Below are 22,919 nucleotides of genomic sequence, written 5' to 3'. Positions count from 1 at the left end.
CGAACCGCGGCGGCGCCGAGCTGCGCGCGAGCGGGGAAGCGACTGCGGCGAGAGGGGCCGCCGTGCCGCCCGCGATGCCTAGGCTGAGGGGATGACGCAGGCGCCCGATCCACGAGCGTGCCCGACCTGCGGGGATCCCCTGAGGTTCGAGATCCTCGACGATGAGCGATTCCTCGTCGCCTGGTCGTGCGCGAACTGCGGCCTGATCCGCACGACGGAGCCGGCCTGACCGGCGACCGGGGCTCCGGTCACTCGGCCAGTCGGGCCTCGCGCGCCTCCCGACGGGTGAGCGGCGCTGCCCCCGCCCCGGCCCCGGCAGGAACGCGGATGCCGCCGGTGTCGATGTCGACCGGTGCTCCGGTCTGATTCGCCGCCCGCTGGGCCGAGAGCGCCGCGTCGTCGTCGACCGCCTCCTGCAGCGCGGACTTCGCCCGCAGCGGCGGCGTCTTGAAGAACAGCGACAGCACGAAGGCGATGATCACGACCCACATCGCCACCCAGTACACCGACACCGCCGAGTCGTTGAACGCCACCAGCAGCGGCTTGCTCAAGCGCGGGTCGGCGCCGACGAGGAAGGAGGTGTCGTCGATCGTGCTGTCATCGATCTGCGAGTCGCCGCCGCCGTCGGCGAACTGGTCGAGCAGCGTCGGCACCAGCGTGTCGACGAACTCGGCGCGCTCGTCGGCGTCCGAGAAGTCCAGGCTCACCTGTCCGTCATCCGAGACACGGGCGACCGGCACCTGCTTCTGCATCTCGGTCAGCGCCGCCTGCTGGGCCTGCGCGACGGCCGCCTCGGTCGCCGCCGCCTGCCGCGCGGGAGGGATCTGCCCGGCCTCGACCTGGTCGGCCACCGCCTGGGTGGCGGCATCCGTCGCCTGATCCATGCCCTCCTGCAGCTTCGCCGTGGTCGCGTCGGTCGTCTCGGTGACGATGGGCGTGTAGATCTTCGCCATGATGTCGGCGTTCTCGGGCGCGTCTGCGACCTCGGGGTCGAACGCCGCGTCGAGCGCCGAGGTCAAGGTCGCTTCGTCGGCGAACGAGACCTGGATGTTCTGCGGCATGAGTGCGAACATCAGCGACAGGAGGACGGCCGTGCCGAGGGTGCCGCCGATCTGCCGGAAGAACGTCGAGGAACTGGTCGCCACGCCCATGTCGCGGAGGCCGACCGAGTTCTGGCTCGCGATGGTGAGGGTCTGCATCAACTGGCCGAGGCCCAGGCCGATCACCAGCATGCCGCCCGCCATGAACCAGTACGACGTGTCGTACTGCAGATGCGTCAGCCAGAAGAAGCCGATCGACAGGAATGCCGTGCCCAGGATCGGGAAGATGCGGTACCGCCCGGTGCGGGAGATGATCTGGCCGCTGCCGATCGAGGCGATCATCATGCCGAGGATCATCGGCAGCATCTGCAGACCGCTCTCGGTGGGCGTCGAGCCGAGCACGAGCTGCAGGTACAGCGGGATCGTCAGCATCGCTCCGAACATGCCGAACCCGACGAACACGCCGATGACGGTCGCCATCGAGAACGTCGACGAGCGGAACAGCTTCAGGGGGATGAGGGCGTCGTCCTTCATGACGGCCTCGACGATGATGAACGCGATGACCCCGAGGCCGCCGACGATGTAGCACCCGATGGCGAGCGGCGATTCCCAGCCCCATTCGCGGCCCTGCTCGGCGACCAGCAGGAGCGGCACGAGCGCGATGATGACAGTGGTGGCGCCCCACCAGTCGATGCGCACCGAGTGAGGGGGCCGCTTCGGGATGTGCAGGAACCGCACCACGATGCCCAGCGCCACGAGCCCGATCGGCACGTTGATGAGGAAGACCCAGCGCCAGCCGGCGATCCCCAGGATCTGGTCGGCACCGGCGAACAGTCCGCCGATGAGCGGCCCCAGCAGGCTGGAGACACCGAAGACGGCGAGGAAGTAGCCCTGGTACTTGGCGCGCTCGCGGGGCGCGAGGATGTCGCCCATGATCGCGAGCGGCATCGACATGAGGCCGCCGGCACCGAGGCCCTGCACGGCGCGGAACGCGGCCAGCTCGAGCATCGAGGTGGCGAACGCCGCCAGGATCGACCCGATCACGAAGATGACGATCGCGATGATGAACAGCGGCCGCCGGCCGAAGATGTCGGACAGCTTGCCGTAGATCGGCGTCGAGATGGTCGAGACGATCAGGTAGGCCGTTGTCACCCAGGCCTGCTGGCTGAGACCGTGCAGGTCGTCGCCGATCGTCCGGATGGCCGTGCCCACCACCGTCTGGTCGAGTGCCGACAGGAACATGCCCGCCATCAGCCCGAAGATGACGAACATGATCATGCGGTGGGTCATGATCGGCGCGGCAGTGGCCTCGGACGTGACGCGGGTCTCGGACATGACACTCCCGATATGCAGTCAGCGATGGGATCGGCGACGCCGTCGTCGTCAGGTCAGGCCCATCGTAGACCGCGTGACCCCGTCGGGGCCGTCAGCGCCGGTCGACCTCAGCGCCGTTCGATCTCAGAGCCGTTCGATGACCGTGGCGTTGGCCATGCCGCCGCCCTCGCACATCGTCTGCAGGCCGTAGCGGCCGCCGGTCGCCTCGAGGTACGACACGAGCGTGCCGAGCAGGCGCGTACCCGATGCGCCGACGGCGTGGCCGAGGGCGATCGCGCCGCCCCACGGGTTGAGCTTCGCGGGGTCGGCGCCGAGTTCGCGCAGCCACGCGAGCGGCACCGAGGCGAACGCCTCGTTCACCTCGTAGGCGTCGAGGTCGTCGACGCCCAGCCCCGCGCGCTCGAGGATTCGCCGCGTCGCGGCGATCGGCCCCGTCAGCATCATCATCGGATCGTCGCCGACGACCGCGAACGAGTGGAAGCGCGCCCGCGGCGTCAGGCCGAGCTCGGCGGCCTTCTCCTCGCTCATGATGAGGACGGCGGATGCCGCATCCGTGAGCGGTGACGAATTGCCCGCGGTGATGCGCCAGTCGAGGTCGGGGAAGCGCGCGGCGAGCGCGTCGGTGCGGAAGGCGGATCTCAGTCCGGCCAGCGACTCGACGGTCGTCCCCGCGCGCACCGTCTCGTCGAACGCGACAGCATCGGCGTCACCGGCGAGCACCGGGATCACCTGCGAATCGAACGCGCCACGGGTCCAGGCATCCGCCGCCCGCCGATGCGACTCGGCCGAGAACGCGTCGAGCTCGTCGCGGGCGAATCCCCACCGCTGCGCGATGAGCTCCGCCGACACGCCCTGGTTCACGAGGCCGTCCGGGTAGCGGTGCGCCACGCCCTGCGAGACCGTACCGCCGTGTGCCGAGGAGCCCAGCGGCACGCGGCTCATCGACTCGACGCCCGCAGCGATCACGATGTCGTACGCCCCGGCGATCACGCCCTGCGCCGCGAAGTGCGCCGCCTGCTGGCTCGATCCGCACTGGCGGTCGATCGTCACCGCGGGCACCGTCTCGTCGAAGCCGGCCGCGAGCACGGCCTGCCGCGCGATGTTGAGGGACTGATCGCCGATCTGGCTGACGCATCCCATGAGCACGTCGTCGATCTGCCGGGACTCCAGCCCGCTGCGCTCGAGCAGCGACGTGAGCACTCCGGCGACGAGGTCGACCGGGTGCACCCCGCTCAGCGCTCCCGCGGGCTTGCCGCGCCCGGACGGGGTGCGGACGACGTCGACGATGACTGCGCTGCGCATGAATGCCTCCTCCTCAGAGCCTAGGACGGCCCCGGATGCCGCGGGCCGCGGCATCCGTCATCAGCCGCGCGTCTCGGGCGTCGAGTAGGTGCTGCGCTGCTCGATGACGGCGAGCGTGCACCGGGAGATGCACACGAGCTTGCCGGCCTCGTCGACGATGCGGATCTCCCACACGTGCACGCGACGACCGATGTTGACCGGCGTCACCGTCGCCGTCACCCAGCCCGACGAGACGGGGCGGATGTGATTGGCGTTGATCTCCTGGCCCACGACGTGGAACCGCTCGCGGTCCACGGCGAGATAGCCGGCCCACGACGCCAGCGTCTCGGCCAGCGCGACGGATGCCCCGCCGTGCAGGACACCCGCCGGCTGCACCGTGCGACGGTCCACCGGCATGCGCCCCACCAGGGCGTCGTCGCGGATCTCGACGATCTCGATGCCGAGGTTCTCGATGAGCGTTCCCGCCGCCATCGCGCCCAGATCGACGGCATCCGCACCGTGCCAGAGGCTCATCCGGTCAGCCCGCCGCTTCCTCGTCGCGGTCGGCGACGGCGAGGATCGCGGCATCCGGGACATAGCCCTCGATGTGGCGCTCATCGGGGCCGTTGTACTCCGACAGCGGGCGGATGAGCGCGTTCGAGGCGAGCTGCTCCATGATGTGCGCGGTCCAGCCGGTGACCCGCGCGGCGACGAAGAGCGGCGTGAAGGTGAGCGTGTCGAAGCCCATGAGGTTGTAGGCCGGGCCCGAGGGGTAGTCCAGGTTCGGGTAGATGCCCTTCCGCGACACGAACTCCGACTCGAGGGTGTCGTAGAGCGCGGCCACGTCGGGCCGGTCGTAGTGCTCGACGAGGGTGTCGAGGGCGGCCTTCATCGTCGGCACGCGGGAGTCGCCGCGCTTGTAGACGCGGTGCCCGAAGCCCATGATCTTGCGCTTCTCCGCGAGCGCCTCGTCGAGCCACGGCCCGACATTCTCAGCCGTGCCGATCTCGTCGAAGATGTGCAGGACTGCCTCGTTGGCGCCGCCGTGCAGCGGCCCCTTGAGGGCGCCGATGGCACCGACGACCGCCGAGTAGAGGTCGCTCAGCGTCGATGCGATCACGCGGCCCGTGAAGGTCGAGGCGTTGAAGGAGTGCTCGGCGTACAGGACCATCGAGCGGTTGAAGGCATCGACGACGACCGGGTCGGCCTCCTCGCCGAACGTCATCCACACGAAGTTCGCCGCGTAGTCGAGATCGTCGCGCGGGGCGATCGGCTGCTGGCCACGGCGGCGACGCTGACCGTAGGCGACGATCGCCGGGATCACCGCGAACAGCCGGACGCTGCGTGCCAGGTTCTCCTCCGCGCTGCCGCTCACCTCGAGCACCGAGCCGGTGCCGGCGAGATCGCGGGCGCCGATGAGGCTCACGGCGGTGCGCACCTCGTCCATGGGGTGCGCATCGATCGGCACGAGGTCGATCGCAGCGCGCACATCGGCCGGGAGGTGGCGGTAGGCCCGCTCCGTGGCGCGCAGCTGAGCCAGCTGCACGTCGGTCGGCAGGTCGCCGTGCCACAGCAGGTACGCGACGGCCTCGAACGACTGCGTCGCGGCGAGCTCCTGCACCGGATATCCGCGGTACAGCAGCGAGTTCGTCTCGGGGTTGACCTTCGAGACCGCCGTGTAGTCGACGACGACGCCCGCGAGTCCCTTCTTGATGTCGGGTTCGGTCATGCTCTGCTCCTTTGCCTCTTCACTCCGGCTCCGCCGTCACAACGCGTCGATCCGGATCCTGGATCGGGGCGGTTTGTGACTGCGGAACGGGGTGTGTCACCGCTGAATCTGGAAGTTGAAGACGTCCTGGTCGAAGTGGTTGTACTGCTCGTAGTCGATGAGGTCGTAGAGGTCGGCCCGGTGCTGCATCTCCCCCAGCTTCGAAGCGAGGTGCCCGTCCTCGATGAGCGTATCGAGTGCACGGGATGCCGCGCCCATCGCGATCCGCAGCAGCGACACCGGCCAGATGACCATGTTCACGCCGACGTCGCGCAATTGGTCGACCGAGAACAGGTCGGACTTGCCGAACTCCGTCATGTTGGCGAGGATCGGCACGTCCACGGCCGCCCGGATCGCGGCGAACTCCTCGAGCGTCCGCATCGCCTCGGGGAAGACGGCATCGGCTCCCGCATCGACGAGGGCCTTCGCACGGTCGGTGGCGGCATCCATCCCCTCCACGGCGCGGATGTCGGTGCGCGCCATGATGAGGAAGTTCGGGTCGCGCCGAGCGTCCGCCGCAGCCCGGATGCGCTTGATGGCGGTGTCCTCGTCGACGACGGCCTTGCCGTCGAGGTGGCCGCAGCGCTTCGGGTTGATCTGGTCCTCGATGTGGGTGCCCGCAAGGCCCGCGTCCTCGAGCGTCTGGATCGTCCGCGCCACGTTCATCGGCTCACCGAAGCCCGTGTCGGCGTCGATGATCGCCGGCAGGTCGGTCATCCGCGCGATCTGCTGCCCACGCCCGGCGACCTCGGTCAGCGTCGTCAGGCCGATGTCGGGCAGGCCGAGATCGGCGCTGAGGACGGCGCCCGAGATGTAGACGCCCTCGAAGCCCTTGCGCTCGATGAGCCGGGCGCTCAGCGGGTTGAACGCGCCGGGGAAGCGGAGCAGCTCCCCGGTCGCGAGCCGCTCGCGGAACAGCCGGCGCTTCTCGTGCGCGGGGACGGTGGAGTACAGCATCAGAGGCTCCTCGTGGGCTGGGGCCGTCGAGTCTCGCTCGTTACTCGCTCGCTGGACGACCGGGAGTCCGACCCCCGGTCGCTGAGCGTGTCGAGGCGCATCAGAACAGCCCCTTCGGGGCCGGGGCACCGGCGAGGACGCCGAAGTCGGCGACGATCGTCAGCTGCTGCACCTCTTCGGGTGTCAGTTCGGGCAGCCGCTGGGCGAGACCGAGGAAGCGCTCGATCTCGTCGGCGGTGAGCACGGGCTCCGCCAGCAGCCGGAACTTGCGCACGTAGTCCTCGCGCGCGAACGGCCGCGCGCCGAGCGGGTGGGCGTCGGCGACGGCGATCTCATCGACGATCGTCTCGCCGTTCGTCAGCCGGATCTCGACGCGGCCGCCGAACGCCTTCTCGTTCGGGTCCTCCGAGTGGTAGCGGCGCGTCCACTCGGGATCCTCCGCCGTGGTGATCTTGTGCCACAGCGCGACGGTGTCTTCGCGGCCCGCCCGCGACGGCAGGTACGAGTCGACGTGGTGCCAGCCGCCGTCCTGCAGCGCGACCGCGAAGATGTACGGGATCGAGTGGTCGAGCGTCTCGCGCGAGGCCGTCGGGTCGTACTTCTGGGGGTCGTTCGCGCCCGAGCCGATCACATAGTGCGTGTGGTGCGAGGTGTGCAGCACGATCGACTCGACGTTGACCTCAGAACCCGGTTGCTGAGCCTGTCGAAGCACGGGGTGCTCGCCGTGGAGCTTGCGGGCGAGGTCGATCCAGGCCTGCGCCTGGTACTCGGCCGAGTGCTCCTTCGTATACGAATCCAGGATGCCGCGCTTGGACTCGCCCGCACCCGGCAGCGGCACCTCGTAGGTGGCGTCGGGTCCGTCGAGCAGCCACGCGACGACCCCGTCCTCGCCCTCGTAGATGGGGCTGGGCGACGTCTCGCCGCGCATCGCCCGGTCGACGGCCTCGACCGCCATCTTGCCGGCGAAGGCGGGGGCGTGCGCCTTCCACGTGGAGATCTCGCCCTTGCGCGACTGCCGCGTCGCCGTCGTGGTGTGCAGTGCCTGGCCGACCGCCTGGTAGATCGTCTCGACATCGAGGCCGAGGAGCGTCCCGATGCCGGCCGCCGCCGACGGGCCCAGATGCGCGACGTGGTCGATCTTGTGCTTGTGCAGGCTGATCGCACGCACCAGGTCGATCTGGATCTCGTAGCCCGTCGCGAGCCCGCGCACGAGTGCGGCACCGTCGGCGCCGACGTGCTGCGCGACGGCCACGATGGGCGGGATGTTGTCGCCCGGGTGCGAGTACTCGGCCGCGAGGAACGTGTCGTGGTAGTCGAGCTCGCGCACGGCGACCCCGTTCGCCCAGGCCGCCCACTCGGGGCTGGTCTTGCGGTCGAGCGCGCAGCCGAACACTGTCGCGCCCGAGCCGCCGACCGACACGGCGTGGTCGAGGGCCTGCTGGCGGGCGGCGCTCACCGGTGCACGGGTGAGGGATGCCGCGGCCACCGCCGCGTTGTCGATCACGCGGTTGATGATCATGTCGACCACGTCCTCGTCGACGGCCACGGGGTCGGCGGCGATCTCGGCGATGTGCCAGGCGAGCTGCCCCTCGCGCGCGAGGTTCTCGTCGCTGCGGTGGACGCGGAGGTGGTGGATGACGGTCATGACCGGCCTTTCACTGGTGCGGGCCCTTCGACGGACTCAGGAAGCTGACCGGTCGCGAGGACCGGGGCGGTCGCAGCGCCGGTCGCGGCCGCGGGGGCCGTGCCGGTCGCCGAGCCCGTCGAAGCGCGGAGGGATTCGAGGATGCTGTGGAGCGCGTTGTGCAGGTGCACATGCGTGGCGTGTGCGGCGAGATCCGCGTCGCGCGCGCCGATCGCGGCCGCGATCAAGCGGTGCTCGGCGACGGATGCGGCCAGCCGGGCGGGATTGTCGCGCGCCAGCCGTCGCACGCGCACGAGGTGCGTGCGCACGGTGCGCAGTGCCGCAGTCAGGTAGTCGTTGGCGACCGCCGCGTCGAGTGCGAGGTCGAAGCGCTCGATGAGGGCGTAGTAGGCGTCGGTGCCGTCGTCACTGCGGGAACGGTGGGCGGTGTCCGCGGCATCCGTCTCCGCGCTTGCGAGGTCGACGCGCGCGAACGAGCGCGCGAGCTCCGAGAAGGCGGCGGCATCGCCGCGCTCGGCGGCGAGACGGGCAGCGGACTCCTCGAGGGCGCGACGCACCTCGAAGATCTCGCGGATGTCACCCGCGTCGATCGCCGTCACCACCGTCACGCGCGGCGACTGCTGCGCGACGAGCCCGTCGGCGGCGAGGCGGCCGAGCGCTTCGCGCAGCGGGGTGCGGCTGACCCCGAGCCGGGCGGCCTGCTCGACCTCGCCGAGGACGGCGCCGGGGCGCAGGATGCCGGACTGGATCTCGTCGAGGAGTGTCGCGTACGCGCGGTCGCTGGCCCGCATCCGCACCACCTCCTCGTTCCACACCCTCGCCAGTGTATACATAAGCAGGCCGGGGCGCACCGTCGACGCCAAGTTCGGGCACCAACGTATACAACGCCAGTGCGATCGTGAGGAAAGCGTGAGGGATATTCAGGAATTTGTGAATTCGGCGTAGCCTCAGCGCCATGTCCACGATCATCCGCACCAGCGGCCTCACCAAGCACTACGGCCGCGTCCACGCCCTCGACGGGCTCGACCTCAGCGTCGACGAGGGTCAGGTCCACGGGTTCCTCGGACCCAACGGGGCCGGCAAGTCCACCACCATCCGCGTCCTGCTGGGACTCGCGCGCAAGACCGGCGGCGAGGCATCCGTCTTCGGTCTTCACCCGTGGCGCGACGCGGTGGCGATCCACCGACGGGTCGCCTACATCCCGGGGGACGTGAGTGTGTGGCCCAACCTGTCCGGGGGCGAGTCGATCGACCTTCTCGCGCGGCTGCGCGGGGCCTCTCGCCACCACAAGGCCTACGTCAACGAGAAGGCCCGCCTCATGGAGGCCTTTCAGTTCGACCCGCGCAAGAAGGGTCGCGCCTACTCCAAGGGCAACCGGCAGAAGGTCGCGCTCATCGCCGCCTTCGCGGTGCCCGCCGACCTGTACATCCTCGACGAGCCGACGAGCGGACTCGACCCGCTCATGGACGTGATGTTCCGGCGCGAGGTCGCCCGCGTCCACGCCGGCGGTGCGACCGTGCTGCTGTCGAGCCACATCCTGTCGGAGGTCGAGCAGCTGTGCGATCGCGTATCGATCATCCGCGCCGGACGGATCGTCGAGAGCGGGACCCTCGCGGACATGCGTCACCTCACCCGCACGGAGGTCTCGTACGAGGGGACGGATGCCGCACCCGTCGCAGCGCTCCCGGCCGCGCACGACGCCCTCGTCGAGGACGGCCGCGTCCGTTTCACGGTCGACAGCGACCAGGTCACGGGCGTGCTCCCGGAGCTCTCGCGCCTGGGAGTCGCCGGGCTTCGCGTGGCGCCGCCCTCGCTCGAGGAGCTCTTCCTGCGCCACTACGGCGACGACCTCGCTGCGCTGGAGGGGAACGGGCGATGAGCCGCCTCACGACCCTGCTCGGGCAGCGGCTCCGGCGGGACTGGCTGCAGCTGACGCTGTGGATCGTCGGCACCATGGCGCTGGCCCTCGCGGGCCTGTCCGGCGCCGCAAGCACCTACGGCACGGAGCAGGAGCGCACGGCGCTGCTGGCCACCGTCATGGCCAACCCGGTGATCCTCCTGTTCCGTGGGCTGCCGTCCGGCCCGGGTGAGCAGGCCTTCATCGTCTTCCTCCTGATGCCCTTCCTCGTGATGATGGCCGCCTTCATGAGCTCCTTCCTCGCTGTGCGGCACACGCGCGGCGACGAGGAGGCGGGGCGCCTCGAGCTCGTCGCGGCGACGACCGCGGGAAGAAGCATGCCGACGGTCGCGACCATCGTCCACGGCGTGCTCGCCAACCTCGTGCTCGGCATCCTCGTCGCGGCCGCCTTCCTCAGCGGCGGGTCGCCGGCCGAGGGATCCTGGCTGGCCGGGTTCACCGCCGCGTGCGGCGGGCTGACGTACCTCGGCATCGCCCTCTTCTCGGCGCAGCTCATGCGCACGTCGCGCGGCGCGAACTCCCTGGCCGTGTGGGTGCTTCTGGTGACGTACTTCCTCGCCGGCATCGGCAACGCCCTCGGCACTCCGAGCGACGACCTCACCCATATGGAGAGTTCCTGGCTGACCTGGCTCTCGCCGTTCGGATGGGCTGAGAACACCCGCGCGTTCGACGAGAACCTCTGGTGGCCCGCACTCCTGTGCCTGGGCGCGTTCGTCCTGTTCGCGGGGGCCGCGCTCGCTCTCCAGTCCGTGCGCGACCTCGGGGCCGGCATCGTCCCCGAACGCCCGGGCCGCACCGACGCCCGCTCCACGTTGTCATCGCCCACGGCGCTCGTGGCGAAGCTGGCCACCGGATCCACGATCGGATGGATGGCGGGCGCGTTCTTCGCGGGCGCGCTCTCCACATCGCTCGGGGCCGTCGTGAACGAGATGGGCGCGGACAACCCGGCCGTCGCCGACATGCTCAAGTCCCTGTCGGCCGAAGCCGACCTCGAACAGGCGGTCGTCGTGGTGTTCTTCACGATGGTGGGGCTGCTCGCCGCGTGCGCCGGTGTGCAGACGGTCGCCCGGGCCCGGCAGGAGGAGGCGCACGGCACCGCGGAACCTGTCCTCGCCTCCCCCGTGCAGCGGGTGAGATGGCTCGCCGACTTCGTGGTCGTCGGGTTCATCGCCATCGTCCTGACGTGCGCTGCCGCGTTCGTCGGGGCATGGGCCGGCGCCACGGGCAACGAGAACGGCGCCGATCTGACCGGCGACGCCTTCGTCGCCGCATGGGGTCAGGTCATCGCGGCCTCCGTGTTCCTCGTCCTGACGGCGCTCGTCTTCACGATCGCGCCGCGATGGACCATCCCGCTCGGGTGGACGCTCATCACTGTCGCGATCGTGTTCGGGCTCTTCGGGCCGCTCCTGGGCCTCCCCGAGTGGGTGACGAACCTGTCTCCGTTCTCTGTCGCCCCCGTGCCGAGCGAGAGCGCGGTGGATCTGCGCGGGATGTGGTGGCTGCTGCTCGCGATCGTCGCCGGCGCCGTTGCATCCCTCGGGCTGATGCGCCGGCGGGAACTCGAAGCGGGAGGATAGTCATCGAAGGGGGCGATGTGACCAGCGAGCATCCCGGCGTCGACGCCGCCGAGCAGGCGGCAGCGATGCTGACCGGCGCCGGCATGGCGCGCATGCCCGCACGCGTGATGATGGCCCTCGTCGGCTCGCCCGACGAGGGCTACACCGCGGCCGAGCTCGGCGACCGCCTGGGAGTGTCGGCGGCGGCGGTGTCGGGAGCGGTGCGATACCTGGTGTCGATGCGGCTGATCCAGCGGCTGTCGCGGCCCGGAGACCGGCGCGACCGCTACGACCTGACCGACGACGCGTGGTCGGGGATGATCACGGCGAACGCCCCGCTCTACTCCGCGCTCGCCGGCCACATCGACCGCATCGCCGACGCCAACGACGGCGCGCCGGCATCCGTTGCGAGAGCGCGCGACGTCGCCGACTTCCTGAGGTATCTGGCGGAACGGATGCCGCACCTCGCGGCGGAATGGCGGGCCGAGCGCTCCTCGGGCGCACGGTAGCCTTGCCCGAGTGACTGACGCGACCTCCTACATCGTTGCCACCGACGGAGCCTGCAAGGGCAACCCCGGGCCGACGGGTTGGGCGTGGGTCGGTGAGGACGGGCACTGGGCCGCCGGGGCGATCCCGCTGGGCACGAACAACGTCGGCGAGCTGATGGGCCTTCTCAAGGCGATCGAGGACCACTCCGACGTCCAGAACCTCGTCGTGCAGGCCGACTCGAAGTACGCGATCGACACCTACACGAAGTGGATGGACGGCCACCGCCGCCGCGGCTGGAAGACCTCGACCGGTGCGCCGACGAAGAACGTCGACATCCTCGAGCAGCTGATCGTCGCGCGCGACGCCCGCCGCGCCGCCGGTCTGCCCGACGTCGTGCTCGAGCACGTCCGTGGGCATTCGGGCCACGTGCTCAACGCGTGGGCCGACGAACGGGCCGTGCGAGCCTCGGAGCACGCGGCGAAGGGCACCGCGAGCGCATGGTCGTCGCTCGGCGCGCAGGACCGCATCGACGTCTCGACGCGCCCCAAGAACGGCCGCTGAGCTCGGAGCTGCGCCCGGCCCTCCCGCCGGGGGTCGACAGGAGCCGAACCTCGGCGATCTGCCCGGAATCGGACGCTTCGCGCCGACGAACACGATTCCCGGCAGATGCCCGAGTCACGGCGGCTGCGAGGGAATCGCGGACGGCGCCGAAGTCGCTCAGAGCTGCGCCCGATACTCCCGCCACGCCTCGCCGAGCCGTCGCACGCCCTCCTGCAGCAGCGCCTCCGGTGCCGTGTAGGGAACCCGGATGTGGTCGTCGTAGGTGATGGATGCCGTGAACTCGGTGCCGCCCGCGACCGCCACGCCGCGCATCGAGGCGATGCGGGAGAGCGCCGTCGCCGATCCCACGGGCAGTCGCGCCCAAACGGCCAGCCCGCCGCGCGGCGGTGTCACCTCCCACTCGGGCAGGTGCTCCGCCATCGCGGCGATCAACTGGGCGGACGCGAGGGCATGCGTCTCGCTCACGGAGCGCCGCAGCGCCCGCGCCTCCTCGACGAGGTCGAGGGCGAGGAGCTGAGCCGGAACGCTGGTCGACTGATCCACGAGCTGGCGGAGCGCCCGCAGGCGGCGCACCAGCACGGGATCGGCGCGCAGCCAGCCGACACGCAGCCCCGACCAGCACCACTTCGACAGCGAATCGGCGACGATGATCGGGGCGTCCGGGCGCAGGGCGGCGAGCGTCGGCGGCACCACCCCGTCGAACGAGACGTGCGCGAGCACGCGATCCTCGAGCACCGGCACGCCGTACTCCGCCGACAGGTCGGCGATCCGCTGCCGTCCCGCCGCCGGCAGGCGCGTGCCCGTCGGGTTGTGGTGGTGCGGGTTCACGGCGACGAGCACGGGGCGCAACGCCACGATCGCCGCCTCGAGCTCGTCCACATCGATGCCGTCGGGGCCGATCGTCACGCCCTGAACGTGGCCCCCGCGCCGGCGCACCGAGTCGGCGAGGCCGGGCCAGGTGACCGACTCGGTGAGCACGACATCGCCGGGTGAGACGAGTTCGTCCACCACGAGGCTGATGGCCTGCTGGGCGCCGTGCGTCACCAGGATCTGAGCGGCGGTCGCCGGCGTGCCCTCCTCCTCCAGCAGTGCGGCCAGGCGCGCACGGAGGATCGCCAGCCCGGCAGGATCGGTCTCGGCCAGCGTCACCGGATCGAGGGTCGGGGCGTGCGCGCGCACGATGTCCAGGGCCAGCGGCGGCATCGCCGGCACGGCGCGGAGCAGGTCGATGCCCGACGGCAGGGCCGAGAACAGGCCCTCCCCGCGGGCGGTGCGCTCCCGCGTCGGCAACGGACCGCCGAGGTGCCCGGCGACCCGGGTGCCGCTCCCCTGCCGCCGCTCGACGAGCTCGTCCTCGCTCAGCTGCGCGTATGCCGCGACGACCGTGCCGCGCGAGACCGCGATCGCCCCCGCGAGCGCTCGCTCCGCCGGCAGGCGGTCGCCGGGCCGCAGCTCGCCACCGTGGATGAGCGCGGCGATCGCCTGCGCGAGCTGGACCGTGAGGGTGCCGTCGCCGTGCGCCCACCGGCCGAGGCGACCGGCCAGCCGGGAAGCCTCGACCGTGCCGCCGAGTGCCACCCGGTGGTCCACCAGCCGCTCATTGGCCCTGTGAACAGTCGTCATAGCATCGCATTCTGGTCCAATGTTCACGTCAGACGCCACCGCATCCGCCACGATCGGGCCAGTCGCATCAGATTGGACCATTGACGAGCTCATCGCGTGGATCGGCGCCGACGACGCCCGTTCCCACGACGAAGCGCTCAGGCCCCTGCTCGCCGGGGTCTTGGCCGGCCTCGCACCGGACGCCGCGCCGGCCTTGACTCCGCGTTCACCCGTGGCCCTCGTGCGCGCGATCACCTCACGCCTCCGCGCGACGCCGGCACTGCGCGATGTCCGGCTGCGAGATGTCGCGGGCGACGCGATCGCCACCGCGACTCGACCGCTCACCCCGGCGACCGCCGGCCGGCGCGCACCCGCGTCGGCCGCGGCATCCGCTCACCGCCCGCGTCTCCGGCTCACCTGAGCCGGTACGCGCGCGCGAGCGCTGCAGTTCCCGGCGAGCGCGGCGTCTCGCGATGGCGCGCTCGCCGGGAACTGCCGCGCTCGCGCGCAGACCGCATCTGCGACTCGCCTGATCGCTGACCTGCGCCGGCCCCGGCATCCGTCCGCCGTGCACTTCTGCGGCTCGGCTGAGCGCAGTGGCGGGCCTCGGGCTCACCCGTGCGCGGGCGCGCGCGTGCGAGCGCTGCAGTTCTCTGCGAGCGCGCCGTATCGCGATGGCGCGGTCGCTGGAAACTGCCGCGTCGGGGCGCCGACGGGCTCGACCTCGGCTCAGCTCTCGGTGGTGCCCTCGTACAGACCGATCGCGTTGCCGTCGGGGTCGCCGATGACCGCCCACCAGCTCGTGGGCGAGATCTGGTTCTTCTCCATCAGCACCGTGCCGCCGGCGTCCTTCGCCGCGGCCACCGTCTCGTCGATGGAGTCCACCTCGACGTACGAGCGGGGCTGGGTGAAGCCGTCCTCGCGAGGCGCGAGGCCGCCGCCCGAGATCTGGTTCGGCGCCCGCCACATCGGGTAGCCCTCGTAGCCGGGCACCTCTGCGATCTGCCAGCCGAACAGTCCCGAGTAGAACTCCGACGCCTTGCTGAGATCGGTGACGGGGATGTCGATGTGCGTGATGTCGCCGTGAGCCATGGTGATTCCTCTCGTGCGGATTCGACCCGGTCAGTCTCCGCGGCCCTCGCCCGACCCACAAGAGCCCGCGAGAGTGCACCTGGTGGACGAGGGGCAGGGAACCACCCATCCTCTCGTCCACCAGATGCACTCTCGCGGGGTGACGGGGGACGAGGGGGCGAGGGGCGAGGGGCGAGGAGGGCCGGGGGCGGTCAGGCGGAGGAGGAGGAGGACGCCTCGGCGAGGTGCGCCTCGAGCGCGTCGATCGCGGGCCGCTGGCCCTTCACGAGTCGCTGGCGCGCGGCATCCGGGGTCGTCCACTCCACGCGGTCGACCTCCGGGAACGTCGCCGTCCGCCCCGAGCGCGGCGGCCACTCCAGCTCGAACTCGCCGAACGCGAGCTCGTCGAGCGAGAAGCGCGCTCCGTCGGCGATGAACACCGTCACCCGCTTGCCCGACGAGTACGCGAACGTGCCCAGCTCGGCGTACGGAGGCTCGGGCGGGTCGACGCCGAGCTCCTCGCGGAACTCGCGGCGCGCGGCATCCAGCGCGCTCTCGTCACCTTCGGCGAACTCGCCCTTCGGGATCGACCAGGCGCCGGCATCCTTGCTCACCCAGAACGGCCCGCCCATGTGTGCAAGGAGCACCTCGAGGTCGGGCGCGAGCCGATAGAGCAGGATGCCGGCGCTGGTGATCACGGTCGTGTGCCTGCCGAAGCGTCAGGCCACGCGGGTCTTGGGCGAGACGGTGTAGGTGTTCTCGGCGTCGTCGTACACGACACCCGACAGCGCGGTGTCGATCGCGGCCATCGTGTCGGCGTCGAGCACGACGCCCGAGGCCTTGACCGTGTCGGCGAGCTGCTCCGGACGCGACGCCCCCACCAGGGCCGACGCGACATTCTTGTTCTGGAGCACCCACGCGATGGCGAGCTGCGGCATCGACAGACCGGCCTGCTCGGCCACCGGCTTGAGCGCCTGAACCGCCTCGAGCACCTCGTCGCGCAGGAAGGACTTGATGAATCCCGCGCCGCTCTTCTCGTCCGTGGCGCGCGAGCCCTCGGGCACCGGCTGACCGGGGAGGTACTTGCCCGACAGCACACCCTGGGCCATCGGCGACCAGACGATCTGCGAGATGCCGAGCTCTTCGGAGGCCGGCACGACCTTGCCCTCGATGACGCGCCACAGCGCCGAGTACTGCGGCTGGTTCGAGATGAGCTGGATGCCGTAGCTCTTGGCGAGCGCGTGACCCTCGCGCAGCTGCTCCGCCGTCCACTCCGACACACCGATGTAGAGCGCCTTGCCCTGACGGACGACGTCGGCGAACGCCTGGAACGTCTCCTCGAGCGGCGTCTCGTAGTCGAAGCGGTGCGCCTGGTACAGGTCGACATAATCGGTGCCGAGACGCTTCAGTGACCCGTTGATCGACTCGAAGATGTGCTTGCGGCTGAGGCCGGTGTCGTTGGGGCCCTTGGGGCCGGTCGGGAAGTAGACCTTGGTGAAGACCTCGAGCGATTCGCGGCGCTGACCCGTGAGCGCCTTGCCGAGGACTTCTTCCGCCAGCGTGTTGGCGTACACGTCTGCGGTGTCGAAGGTCGTGATCCCGGCGTCGAGCGCCGCGTGGACGGTGGCGATGGCTGCCGAGTCGTCGACCTGCGAGCCGTGCGTGACCCAGTTGCCGTAGGTGATCTCACTGACTTTGAGACCGCTGTTTCCGAGGTACCGGTAATTGACCATGGGAAAACGCTACCTGCCCCGGCGGGGTCACCGGCGCGATCCCGCTCAGCCGACGCCGAACGCCGGCGCGGGATGACAGGCCGGAACGACGGATGCCGCGACCCGGCGCGTGACCGCGGGTCGCGGCATCCGTCGTCAGAGGTCGGTCAGATCACTCTCGCCGACTCGTCCTCGGTCGCGTCGTCGGCCGACTCGGTCAGCGGCTCGCCGGCCTCGGCCAGCGCGCGCGCCTCCTCGTCGAGATCCGTCGCCGCCTGCTCGAACTGCGAGTTGTAGAGCCGGAAGTACGCGCCCTTCGCGACGATGAGCTCGTCGTGCGTGCCCTTCTCGACGATCCCGCCGTTCTCCATCACGAGGATGAGGTCGGCGTCGCGGATCGTCGACAGGCGGTGCGCGATCACGAACGACGTGCGGCCTTCGCGCAGCGCCGCCATGGCGTGCTGCAGCAGCAGCTCGGTGCGGGTGTCGACGGAGCTGGTCGCCTCGTCGAGGATGAGCACCGACGGCTGCGCGACGAACGCGCGCGCGATCGTGATGAGCTGCTTCTCGCCGGCCGAGATGTTCGACGCGTCCTCGTCGAGGAGCGTGTCGTAGCCGTCGGGCAGCGAGTGCACGAAGCGGTCGACGTACGTGGCCCGCGCGGCAGCGAGGATCTCGTCGTCGGTCGCGTCAGCGCGTCCGTAGCGGATGTTCTCGCGGATCGTGCCTGCGAACAGCCACGGGTCCTGCAGCACCATGCCCGTCTTGGCCCGGATGTCCCGCCGCGTCAGCAGCGCGATGTCCTGTCCGTTGAGGAGGATGCGACCGCCGTCGAGCTCGTAGAAGCGCATCAGCAGGTTCACGAGCGTCGTCTTGCCGGCGCCGGTCGGACCGACGATCGCCACCGTCTGGCCCGGCTCGACCCGGAACGACAGGTCGTGGATGAGCGGACGCTCGGACGTGTACGAGAAGGCGACGTCCTGGAACTCGATGGTGCCGTCGCCGTCGACCGGTGCCGGGGCATCCGGTGCGTCGGGCTCCTCTTCGCTCTCGTCCAGGAGCTCGAACACCCGCTCGGCCGACGCGGTGCCCGACTGCACGACCGCAGCCATGCCGCCCAGCTCCGACAGCGGCTGGGTGAACTGCTGCGAGTACTGGATGAATGCCTGCACGTCGCCGAGGCGCAGCTGACCGCTCGCGACCATGAGCGCGCCGAAGACGGCGATGCCGACGTACGTCAGGTTTCCGATGAACATCATCGCGGGCATCATGATGTTCGACAGGAACTGCGCCTTGAAGGATGCCTGGTAGAGCTCCTCGTTCTCGGCGCGGAACGCCTCCCGCGCCGCCTGCTCGCGACCGAACACCTTCACCAGTGCGTGGCCGGAGAAGGACTCCTCGACGCGTGCGTTGAGGCGGCCGACCTTGCGCCACTGGATGCCGAACGCCTTCTGCGAGCGCGGGCCGATGACGCCGAACAGCACGGCCATGAGCGGGAAGCTCACCAGCACGACGAGCGTCAGCTGCCACGAGATCGTGAGCATCATGATGAGCACGCCGATCACGGTGAGCACACTCGTGAGCGCCTGTGACAGCGACTGCTGCATCATCTGCGTGATGTTGTCGATGTCGTTCGTGACGCGCGAGATCAGCTCGCCGCGCTGCACCCGGTCGAAGTAGCGCAGCGGCAGGCGGTTGATCTTGGCTTCGACGTCTTCGCGCAGGCGCCACATGACGCGCACCATGATGACGTTGATGACGTAGCCCTGCACCCACATCAGAAGGGACGACGCGAAGTACAGCGCGAGCACGATCAGCAGGACCCGGCTGAGCGCCAGGAAGTCGACGCCGGCGCCGGGGACGAAGTGCTCCATCGCCGCCACCATGTTGGCGAGATCCTGCTCACCCGTGGCTTCGAGACCCTGCACCACCTGCGCCTGGGTGGCGCCGACGGGCGCCATCGACGACACGACGCCCTCGAAGAGGATGTTGGTGGCCTCGCCGAGCACCTTGGGCGACAGCACGGCCAGCACGACGCCGATCGAGCCGAGGATCGACACGAAGATGAAGCCGACCGCGTTGGGACGCAGCAGCCCGATGAGCCGGCGGAACGACGGCCCGAAGTGCGCGGCCTTTCCTGGGGCGACCGCGCCGCTCCAGTCGTCGGCCGAGATGCGAGCCTGCTCGCCGAGCTCGATCTCGAGCTTCTCCTCGGGGCTCAGCTCTGCGATGGCGTCGCGGGCGCGGCCCCGGCGTGGTGACGTTCCGGTGTTCGGCTGCTGTTCGGGACTGGCCTGCTGTTCGGGGCTCATCGGGCCACCTCCGCTCCGAGCTGGGATTCGACGATCTCGCGGTAGGTCTGGCTCGTCTCGAGCAGCTGCTCGTGCGTGCCGAGGCCCACGATGCCGCCGTCGTCGAGCACGACGATGCGATCGGCGTCGGTGATCGTCGAGACGCGCTGGGCGACGACGATCTTCGTGACGTCCGGCAGCTCGCGCCACAGCGCCTGCCTCAGTCTCGCGTCGGTGGTGAGATCGAGCGCCGAGAACGAGTCGTCGAAGACGAGCACGCGCGGCCGGTGCACGATGGCCCTCGCGATCGCGAGACGCTGGCGCTGGCCGCCCGAGACGTTGGTGCCGCCCTGAGAGACGGGCGCGTCCAGTCCGCCGTCCATCTGGCTCACGAAGTCGCTCGCCTGGGCGATGTCGAGTGCGTGCCACAGCTCGGCATCCGTCGCCTCCTCCCGCCCGAACCGCAGGTTGGACGCGATCGTGCCGGAGAAGAGGAACGGACGCTGCGGCACCAGCCCGATCGTGGCCCAGAGGGCGTCGAGATCGGCGCGACGGACGTCCAGACCGCCCACCTCGACGGCACCGTCCGTCACGTCGAAGAGGCGCGGGATCAGCGAGATCAGCGTGGTCTTGCCGGCGCCGGTCGAGCCGACGACCGCGACGGTCTCGCCCGGTTCGGCGCGGAAGCTGATGCCCGAGAGGATCGGGTGCTCGGCGCCCGGGTAGGTGAAGGTGACGTCCTTGAACTCGACGGCGCCGGGCGCGGGGAAGTCGGCGGGCGCACCCGCGGGCCGCTCGAGCGACGACGACGTGTCGAGCACCTCTCCGATGCGCTCCGCCGACACCGCGGCGCGCGGGATCATCAGCGTCATGAAGCTCGCCATCATGACGCCGGAGAGGATGATCATGGCGTACTGCATGAAGGCGAACAGCGTGCCGATCTGGATCTCGCCGGAGTCGACCTGCATGCCGCCGAACCAGATCACGCCGATGACGGTGACGTTGAGGATGAGCATGACGGCCGGGAACAGCACCACGAAGAGCGAGCCGACCTTGCGTCCGACGACCATGATCTCGGTGTTGGCCACGCGGAAGCGCTCCTCTTCCAGAGGCTCGCGGACGAACGCCCGGATGACGCGGATGCCGGTGAGCTGCTCGCGCATCACCCGGTTCACGCCGTCGAGCTTCGCCTGAAGGCTGCGGAACAGCGGCACCATGCGCGCGATGACGAGACCCGCCACCACGAGCAGCACGGGCACAGCGACCGCGATGATCCAGGCGAGGCTCGCGGCCTGCTCGATGGCGAGGACGATGCCGCCGATCGCGAGCAGCGGCGCCGTCACGAGGAAGGTGGCGGCCATCATCGTGAGCATCTGCACCTGCTGCACGTCGTTCGTGTTGCGGGTGATCAGCGAGCCGGCGCCGAATCCGGTGACCTCGCGCTCCGAGAAACCCGAGACGCGCTCGAAGATGTCGTCGCGGACGTCGCGGCCCAGCTTCATCGCGGCACGCGCCGCGAAGTAGGTGGCGATGATCGAGGCGACGATCTGGGCGAGCGACACCGTCAGCATGACGGTGCCGGTGCGCCAGATGTATTCGGTGTCGCCCTTCGACACACCGTTGTCGATGATGTCGGCGTTGAGGCTGGGCAGGTAGAGGGAGGCCAGCGCTGAGGCGGACTGGAAGACCAGCACACCGAGCAGCAGCCAGCCGGACGGTTTGAGATAGCGGACGAGGAGTTTGGCGAGCACGGACTTCTCCCAGAAGTGACGAGGCCATGACGAAGCACCGCCTGATGCGGTGTCCATGGGTGCCGACCCACCATTGCACGCAGCGCCGACATCGCGGCAGTCACGTTCACGGAGGGCGAACGACGAAGGCTGAGGGCGTTCCCGGACGCCCGCCGGTCACTCTAACACGATATATCGCGTGCCACCACGCCACTGGCGCACGGCTGAGGAGGGACGGATGCCGCGGCCGCCGGCATCCGTCCCCCGAAGCTCAGGGGTTCAGGCCTGGCCGCCCTGCGCGATGTCGGCGCGCTCCCGCCAGCTGCGGGCGGTGACGCGGTCCAGGGCGACCTGGCGCCGCAGCGCGTCGGCCTTCTCGTACAGCGTCGGGTCGCCGTAGCTGGTCAGCACCTTCACGAGCACCGGCAGCAGCTCGATCATGAAGAACAGGGCGGCGATCAGCCCGTGCGCCCACAGCAGCGTCGGCTCGCGCTGCGACAGGCGCTCGAGACCGCTGATCTGGCTCAGCAGCCCGGTCGCTCCGGCGTTTCCGCCCGCCACCTCCGCGGCACGGGCGTTGTATGCGGCCAGCGCCGCGTCGTACTGCTCGCGAGCGGAGGGCAGCTCGTCCTTGGCCTGCTTCTTGTTCTGGGCTTCGGACGCACCCGCGTCGGCCGTGCCGGCCGCCTGTGCGGCGGCGAGATCCGACTGCGCGGTGGTCAGCTGGGCGGCCAGATCGTCGTACGCCGACTGGGCTGCGGCCAGCTGATCCTGTGCGGCTCCGGAGCTCGCTCCCTCGCCGGCGACGCCGCTGCACCCCGCGACCTCGCCGGCGCCCTGGCCGGTGAGCTCGCACTGGTAGATGGCGCGCGCCTGATCGATGACGGCCTGCTGGGCGGCGAGCTTGGCGGTCAGATCGTCGACGGTCGCCTGCGCCGACGCCGTCGCGCCGGAGGTCGTGTCGGCGCCCGCCACCACACCGCTGGCCGCCTGACTCTCGAGGGCCGAGACGCGCTCGCTCGCGGCATCCAGTGCCTGCTTCTCGGGGCCGGAGGTCACGGCGTCCTGATCGGACTGCGCCTGCACGAGGTTGGTGGCCGTCACCTCGCGCGCGATGTCGTTGTGGAACACCTGCAGCACGAGCGGCTCGGCGACGACGATGCCGATGATCGCGGCCATGATCACGCGCGGGATCGCCAGCCCGATGAGGCGCCAGACATTGCGCGTGGAGCGCATCGTCGAGGTCAGGAAGCGGTCGAGGTTGAAGATGATGAGCGCCCACACGATCGCGAGCGGCACCGCGACCCACGTCGCCACCCGCACGCCGGTCATGAGCGCGAACATCATGGAGATCGCCGAGACCAGGGCGGTGCCGGCGAGCACGAAGAACATCTGCACGAATCGCGGCGTCTCGGTGGGGACCTCGTCGAGTACGGAGCCGTCGGCACCGCCGAGGATCGCGACCCGGCGCCAGCCCCCGCCGCGCTCGCGCCGGCGCGTGGCGCGCTTCGCCCGGCCCGCAGGCGCAGCCTCCGTCGACCCGGGCTCCGGCTCGGACTCCTCCGCGACCGGCGCGTCGGCGGTCACGTCGGGCTCGGCCGCCGCGCCCCACTCCCCGATCGGCGCGGTCGCGCCGGTCACCTCCGGCTCCGTCACCGCCGCCCTGTCATCCACGGCGGACTCATCGCGGACCACCGCGACCGGCTGCGTCGGGTTCATCGCCAGAGCGTCCTCGAGCAGATCGCGCGTCACCGGATACGGGTCATCCGGGCCGTCGGCATCGTCCCGGTCGTCACGCGGCTCGCCGGCCGCCTGCTGGGCCCGCACATCGTCGAGATACAGATCCTCGGCGCGCGCCTCGTCGTCCGTCTCGAACTCGATGCGGCCGTCGGAGCCGAACCGGCCCGGTCGGTGTGCGGAGAAAGACATCCCGACACCCTAGACAGGACAACCTGTGCGGCAG

20 protein-coding genes are annotated in these 22,919 nt (G+C 70.3%); 6 read left to right on the top strand and 14 right to left on the bottom strand.

Annotation, left to right across the window (positions count from 1 at the left end):
- Positions 1 to 91: 91 nt before the first annotated feature.
- Positions 92 to 229: a hypothetical protein gene (locus ACI3KY_RS12840; RefSeq protein WP_404930559.1), complete on the top strand. Its 138-nt coding sequence runs from the start codon at positions 92 to 94 to the stop codon at positions 227 to 229.
- Positions 230 to 248: 19 nt separating this feature from the next.
- Here ACI3KY_RS12840 and ACI3KY_RS12835 read toward each other — a convergent pair whose 3' ends face one another.
- The 7 genes from ACI3KY_RS12835 to ACI3KY_RS12805 all read right to left on the bottom strand — a co-directional run bounded on the left by ACI3KY_RS12835 (position 249) and on the right by ACI3KY_RS12805 (position 8,817).
- Positions 249 to 2,375, bottom strand: a complete 2,127-nt coding sequence (locus tag ACI3KY_RS12835; protein WP_404930558.1) for an MDR family MFS transporter — start codon at positions 2,373 to 2,375, stop codon at positions 249 to 251.
- A 123-nt stretch (positions 2,376 to 2,498) separates the two neighbouring features.
- Positions 2,499 to 3,677, bottom strand: coding sequence for a thiolase family protein (locus tag ACI3KY_RS12830; RefSeq protein WP_404930557.1), 1,179 nt, complete (start codon positions 3,675 to 3,677; stop codon positions 2,499 to 2,501).
- A 60-nt stretch (positions 3,678 to 3,737) separates the two neighbouring features.
- Entirely contained in the window at positions 3,738 to 4,190 is a 453-nt protein-coding gene (locus ACI3KY_RS12825; RefSeq protein ID WP_404930556.1) for a hotdog fold thioesterase, read from the bottom strand.
- Between the two features lie 4 nt (positions 4,191 to 4,194).
- Positions 4,195 to 5,385: a bifunctional 2-methylcitrate synthase/citrate synthase gene (locus tag ACI3KY_RS12820; RefSeq protein WP_404930555.1), complete on the bottom strand. Its 1,191-nt coding sequence runs from the start codon at positions 5,383 to 5,385 to the stop codon at positions 4,195 to 4,197.
- 96 nt (positions 5,386 to 5,481) lie between these two features.
- Entirely contained in the window at positions 5,482 to 6,381 is a 900-nt protein-coding gene (gene prpB, locus ACI3KY_RS12815; protein ID WP_404930554.1) for a methylisocitrate lyase, read from the bottom strand.
- Between the two features lie 100 nt (positions 6,382 to 6,481).
- The gene (locus tag ACI3KY_RS12810; protein WP_404930553.1) at positions 6,482 to 8,026 is read right to left on the bottom strand and encodes an MmgE/PrpD family protein; all 1,545 of its coding nucleotides are present in this window, start codon (positions 8,024 to 8,026) and stop codon (positions 6,482 to 6,484) included.
- The gene (locus tag ACI3KY_RS12805) at positions 8,023 to 8,817 is read right to left on the bottom strand and encodes a GntR family transcriptional regulator (RefSeq protein ID WP_404930571.1); all 795 of its coding nucleotides are present in this window, start codon (positions 8,815 to 8,817) and stop codon (positions 8,023 to 8,025) included. The genes ACI3KY_RS12810 and ACI3KY_RS12805 overlap by 4 nt, the downstream gene beginning before the upstream one ends.
- A gap of 164 nt (positions 8,818 to 8,981) precedes the next feature.
- Between ACI3KY_RS12805 and ACI3KY_RS12800 the strand changes: the two genes are divergently transcribed.
- From ACI3KY_RS12800 to ACI3KY_RS12785, 4 genes are read left to right on the top strand one after another with little or no spacing between them, the layout of a single operon-like run.
- Positions 8,982 to 9,905 (top strand): ABC transporter ATP-binding protein, encoded by a 924-nt coding sequence (locus ACI3KY_RS12800; protein WP_404930552.1) that lies wholly within the window; start codon positions 8,982 to 8,984, stop codon positions 9,903 to 9,905.
- On the top strand, positions 9,902 to 11,521 hold the full coding sequence (locus ACI3KY_RS12795; RefSeq protein ID WP_404930551.1) for an ABC transporter permease: 1,620 nt from the start codon (positions 9,902 to 9,904) through the stop codon (positions 11,519 to 11,521). Before ACI3KY_RS12800 ends, ACI3KY_RS12795 begins: the two co-directional genes overlap by 4 nt.
- A gap of 17 nt (positions 11,522 to 11,538) precedes the next feature.
- Positions 11,539 to 12,009 carry a helix-turn-helix domain-containing protein gene (locus ACI3KY_RS12790; RefSeq protein ID WP_252787573.1) on the top strand — a complete coding sequence of 157 codons (471 nt, stop codon included), beginning with the start codon at positions 11,539 to 11,541 and terminating at the stop codon, positions 12,007 to 12,009.
- 10 nt (positions 12,010 to 12,019) lie between these two features.
- The gene (locus ACI3KY_RS12785; RefSeq protein ID WP_404930550.1) at positions 12,020 to 12,550 is read left to right on the top strand and encodes a ribonuclease H; all 531 of its coding nucleotides are present in this window, start codon (positions 12,020 to 12,022) and stop codon (positions 12,548 to 12,550) included.
- Positions 12,551 to 12,706: 156 nt separating this feature from the next.
- Here ACI3KY_RS12785 and ACI3KY_RS12780 read toward each other — a convergent pair whose 3' ends face one another.
- On the bottom strand, positions 12,707 to 14,173 hold the full coding sequence (locus ACI3KY_RS12780; RefSeq protein WP_404930549.1) for a PLP-dependent aminotransferase family protein: 1,467 nt from the start codon (positions 14,171 to 14,173) through the stop codon (positions 12,707 to 12,709).
- A 19-nt stretch (positions 14,174 to 14,192) separates the two neighbouring features.
- Here ACI3KY_RS12780 and ACI3KY_RS12775 point away from each other — a divergent pair, with 19 nt between their 5' ends.
- A complete protein-coding gene (locus ACI3KY_RS12775) occupies positions 14,193 to 14,573 on the top strand; it encodes a hypothetical protein (RefSeq protein ID WP_404930548.1) in 381 nt (126 codons plus the stop codon).
- Positions 14,574 to 14,881: 308 nt separating this feature from the next.
- Here ACI3KY_RS12775 and ACI3KY_RS12770 read toward each other — a convergent pair whose 3' ends face one another.
- The 6 genes from ACI3KY_RS12770 to ACI3KY_RS12745 all read right to left on the bottom strand — a co-directional run bounded on the left by ACI3KY_RS12770 (position 14,882) and on the right by ACI3KY_RS12745 (position 22,885).
- Complete coding sequence (locus ACI3KY_RS12770; protein WP_404930547.1) at positions 14,882 to 15,244, bottom strand: VOC family protein; 363 nt, start codon at positions 15,242 to 15,244, stop codon at positions 14,882 to 14,884.
- A 191-nt stretch (positions 15,245 to 15,435) separates the two neighbouring features.
- Positions 15,436 to 15,921, bottom strand: a complete 486-nt coding sequence (locus tag ACI3KY_RS12765; protein ID WP_404930546.1) for an NUDIX domain-containing protein — start codon at positions 15,919 to 15,921, stop codon at positions 15,436 to 15,438.
- A gap of 21 nt (positions 15,922 to 15,942) precedes the next feature.
- Positions 15,943 to 16,956, bottom strand: coding sequence for an aldo/keto reductase family protein (locus tag ACI3KY_RS12760; protein ID WP_404930545.1), 1,014 nt, complete (start codon positions 16,954 to 16,956; stop codon positions 15,943 to 15,945).
- 146 nt (positions 16,957 to 17,102) lie between these two features.
- Positions 17,103 to 19,247, bottom strand: coding sequence for an ABC transporter ATP-binding protein (locus tag ACI3KY_RS12755; protein ID WP_404930544.1), 2,145 nt, complete (start codon positions 19,245 to 19,247; stop codon positions 17,103 to 17,105).
- Positions 19,244 to 20,977 (bottom strand): ABC transporter ATP-binding protein, encoded by a 1,734-nt coding sequence (locus ACI3KY_RS12750; RefSeq protein ID WP_404930543.1) that lies wholly within the window; start codon positions 20,975 to 20,977, stop codon positions 19,244 to 19,246. Before ACI3KY_RS12750 ends, ACI3KY_RS12755 begins: the two co-directional genes overlap by 4 nt.
- Positions 20,978 to 21,235: 258 nt before the next feature.
- Positions 21,236 to 22,885 (bottom strand): DUF4407 domain-containing protein, encoded by a 1,650-nt coding sequence (locus ACI3KY_RS12745; RefSeq protein WP_404930542.1) that lies wholly within the window; start codon positions 22,883 to 22,885, stop codon positions 21,236 to 21,238.
- Positions 22,886 to 22,919: the final 34 nt, after the last annotated feature.

Source organism: Microbacterium sp. ZW T2_14 (genome assembly GCF_044987405.1).
In the GTDB taxonomy this organism is placed as follows: Bacteria; Actinomycetota; Actinomycetes; order Actinomycetales; family Microbacteriaceae; genus Microbacterium.
This window is presented reverse-complemented; position numbering and strand designations above follow the sequence as displayed.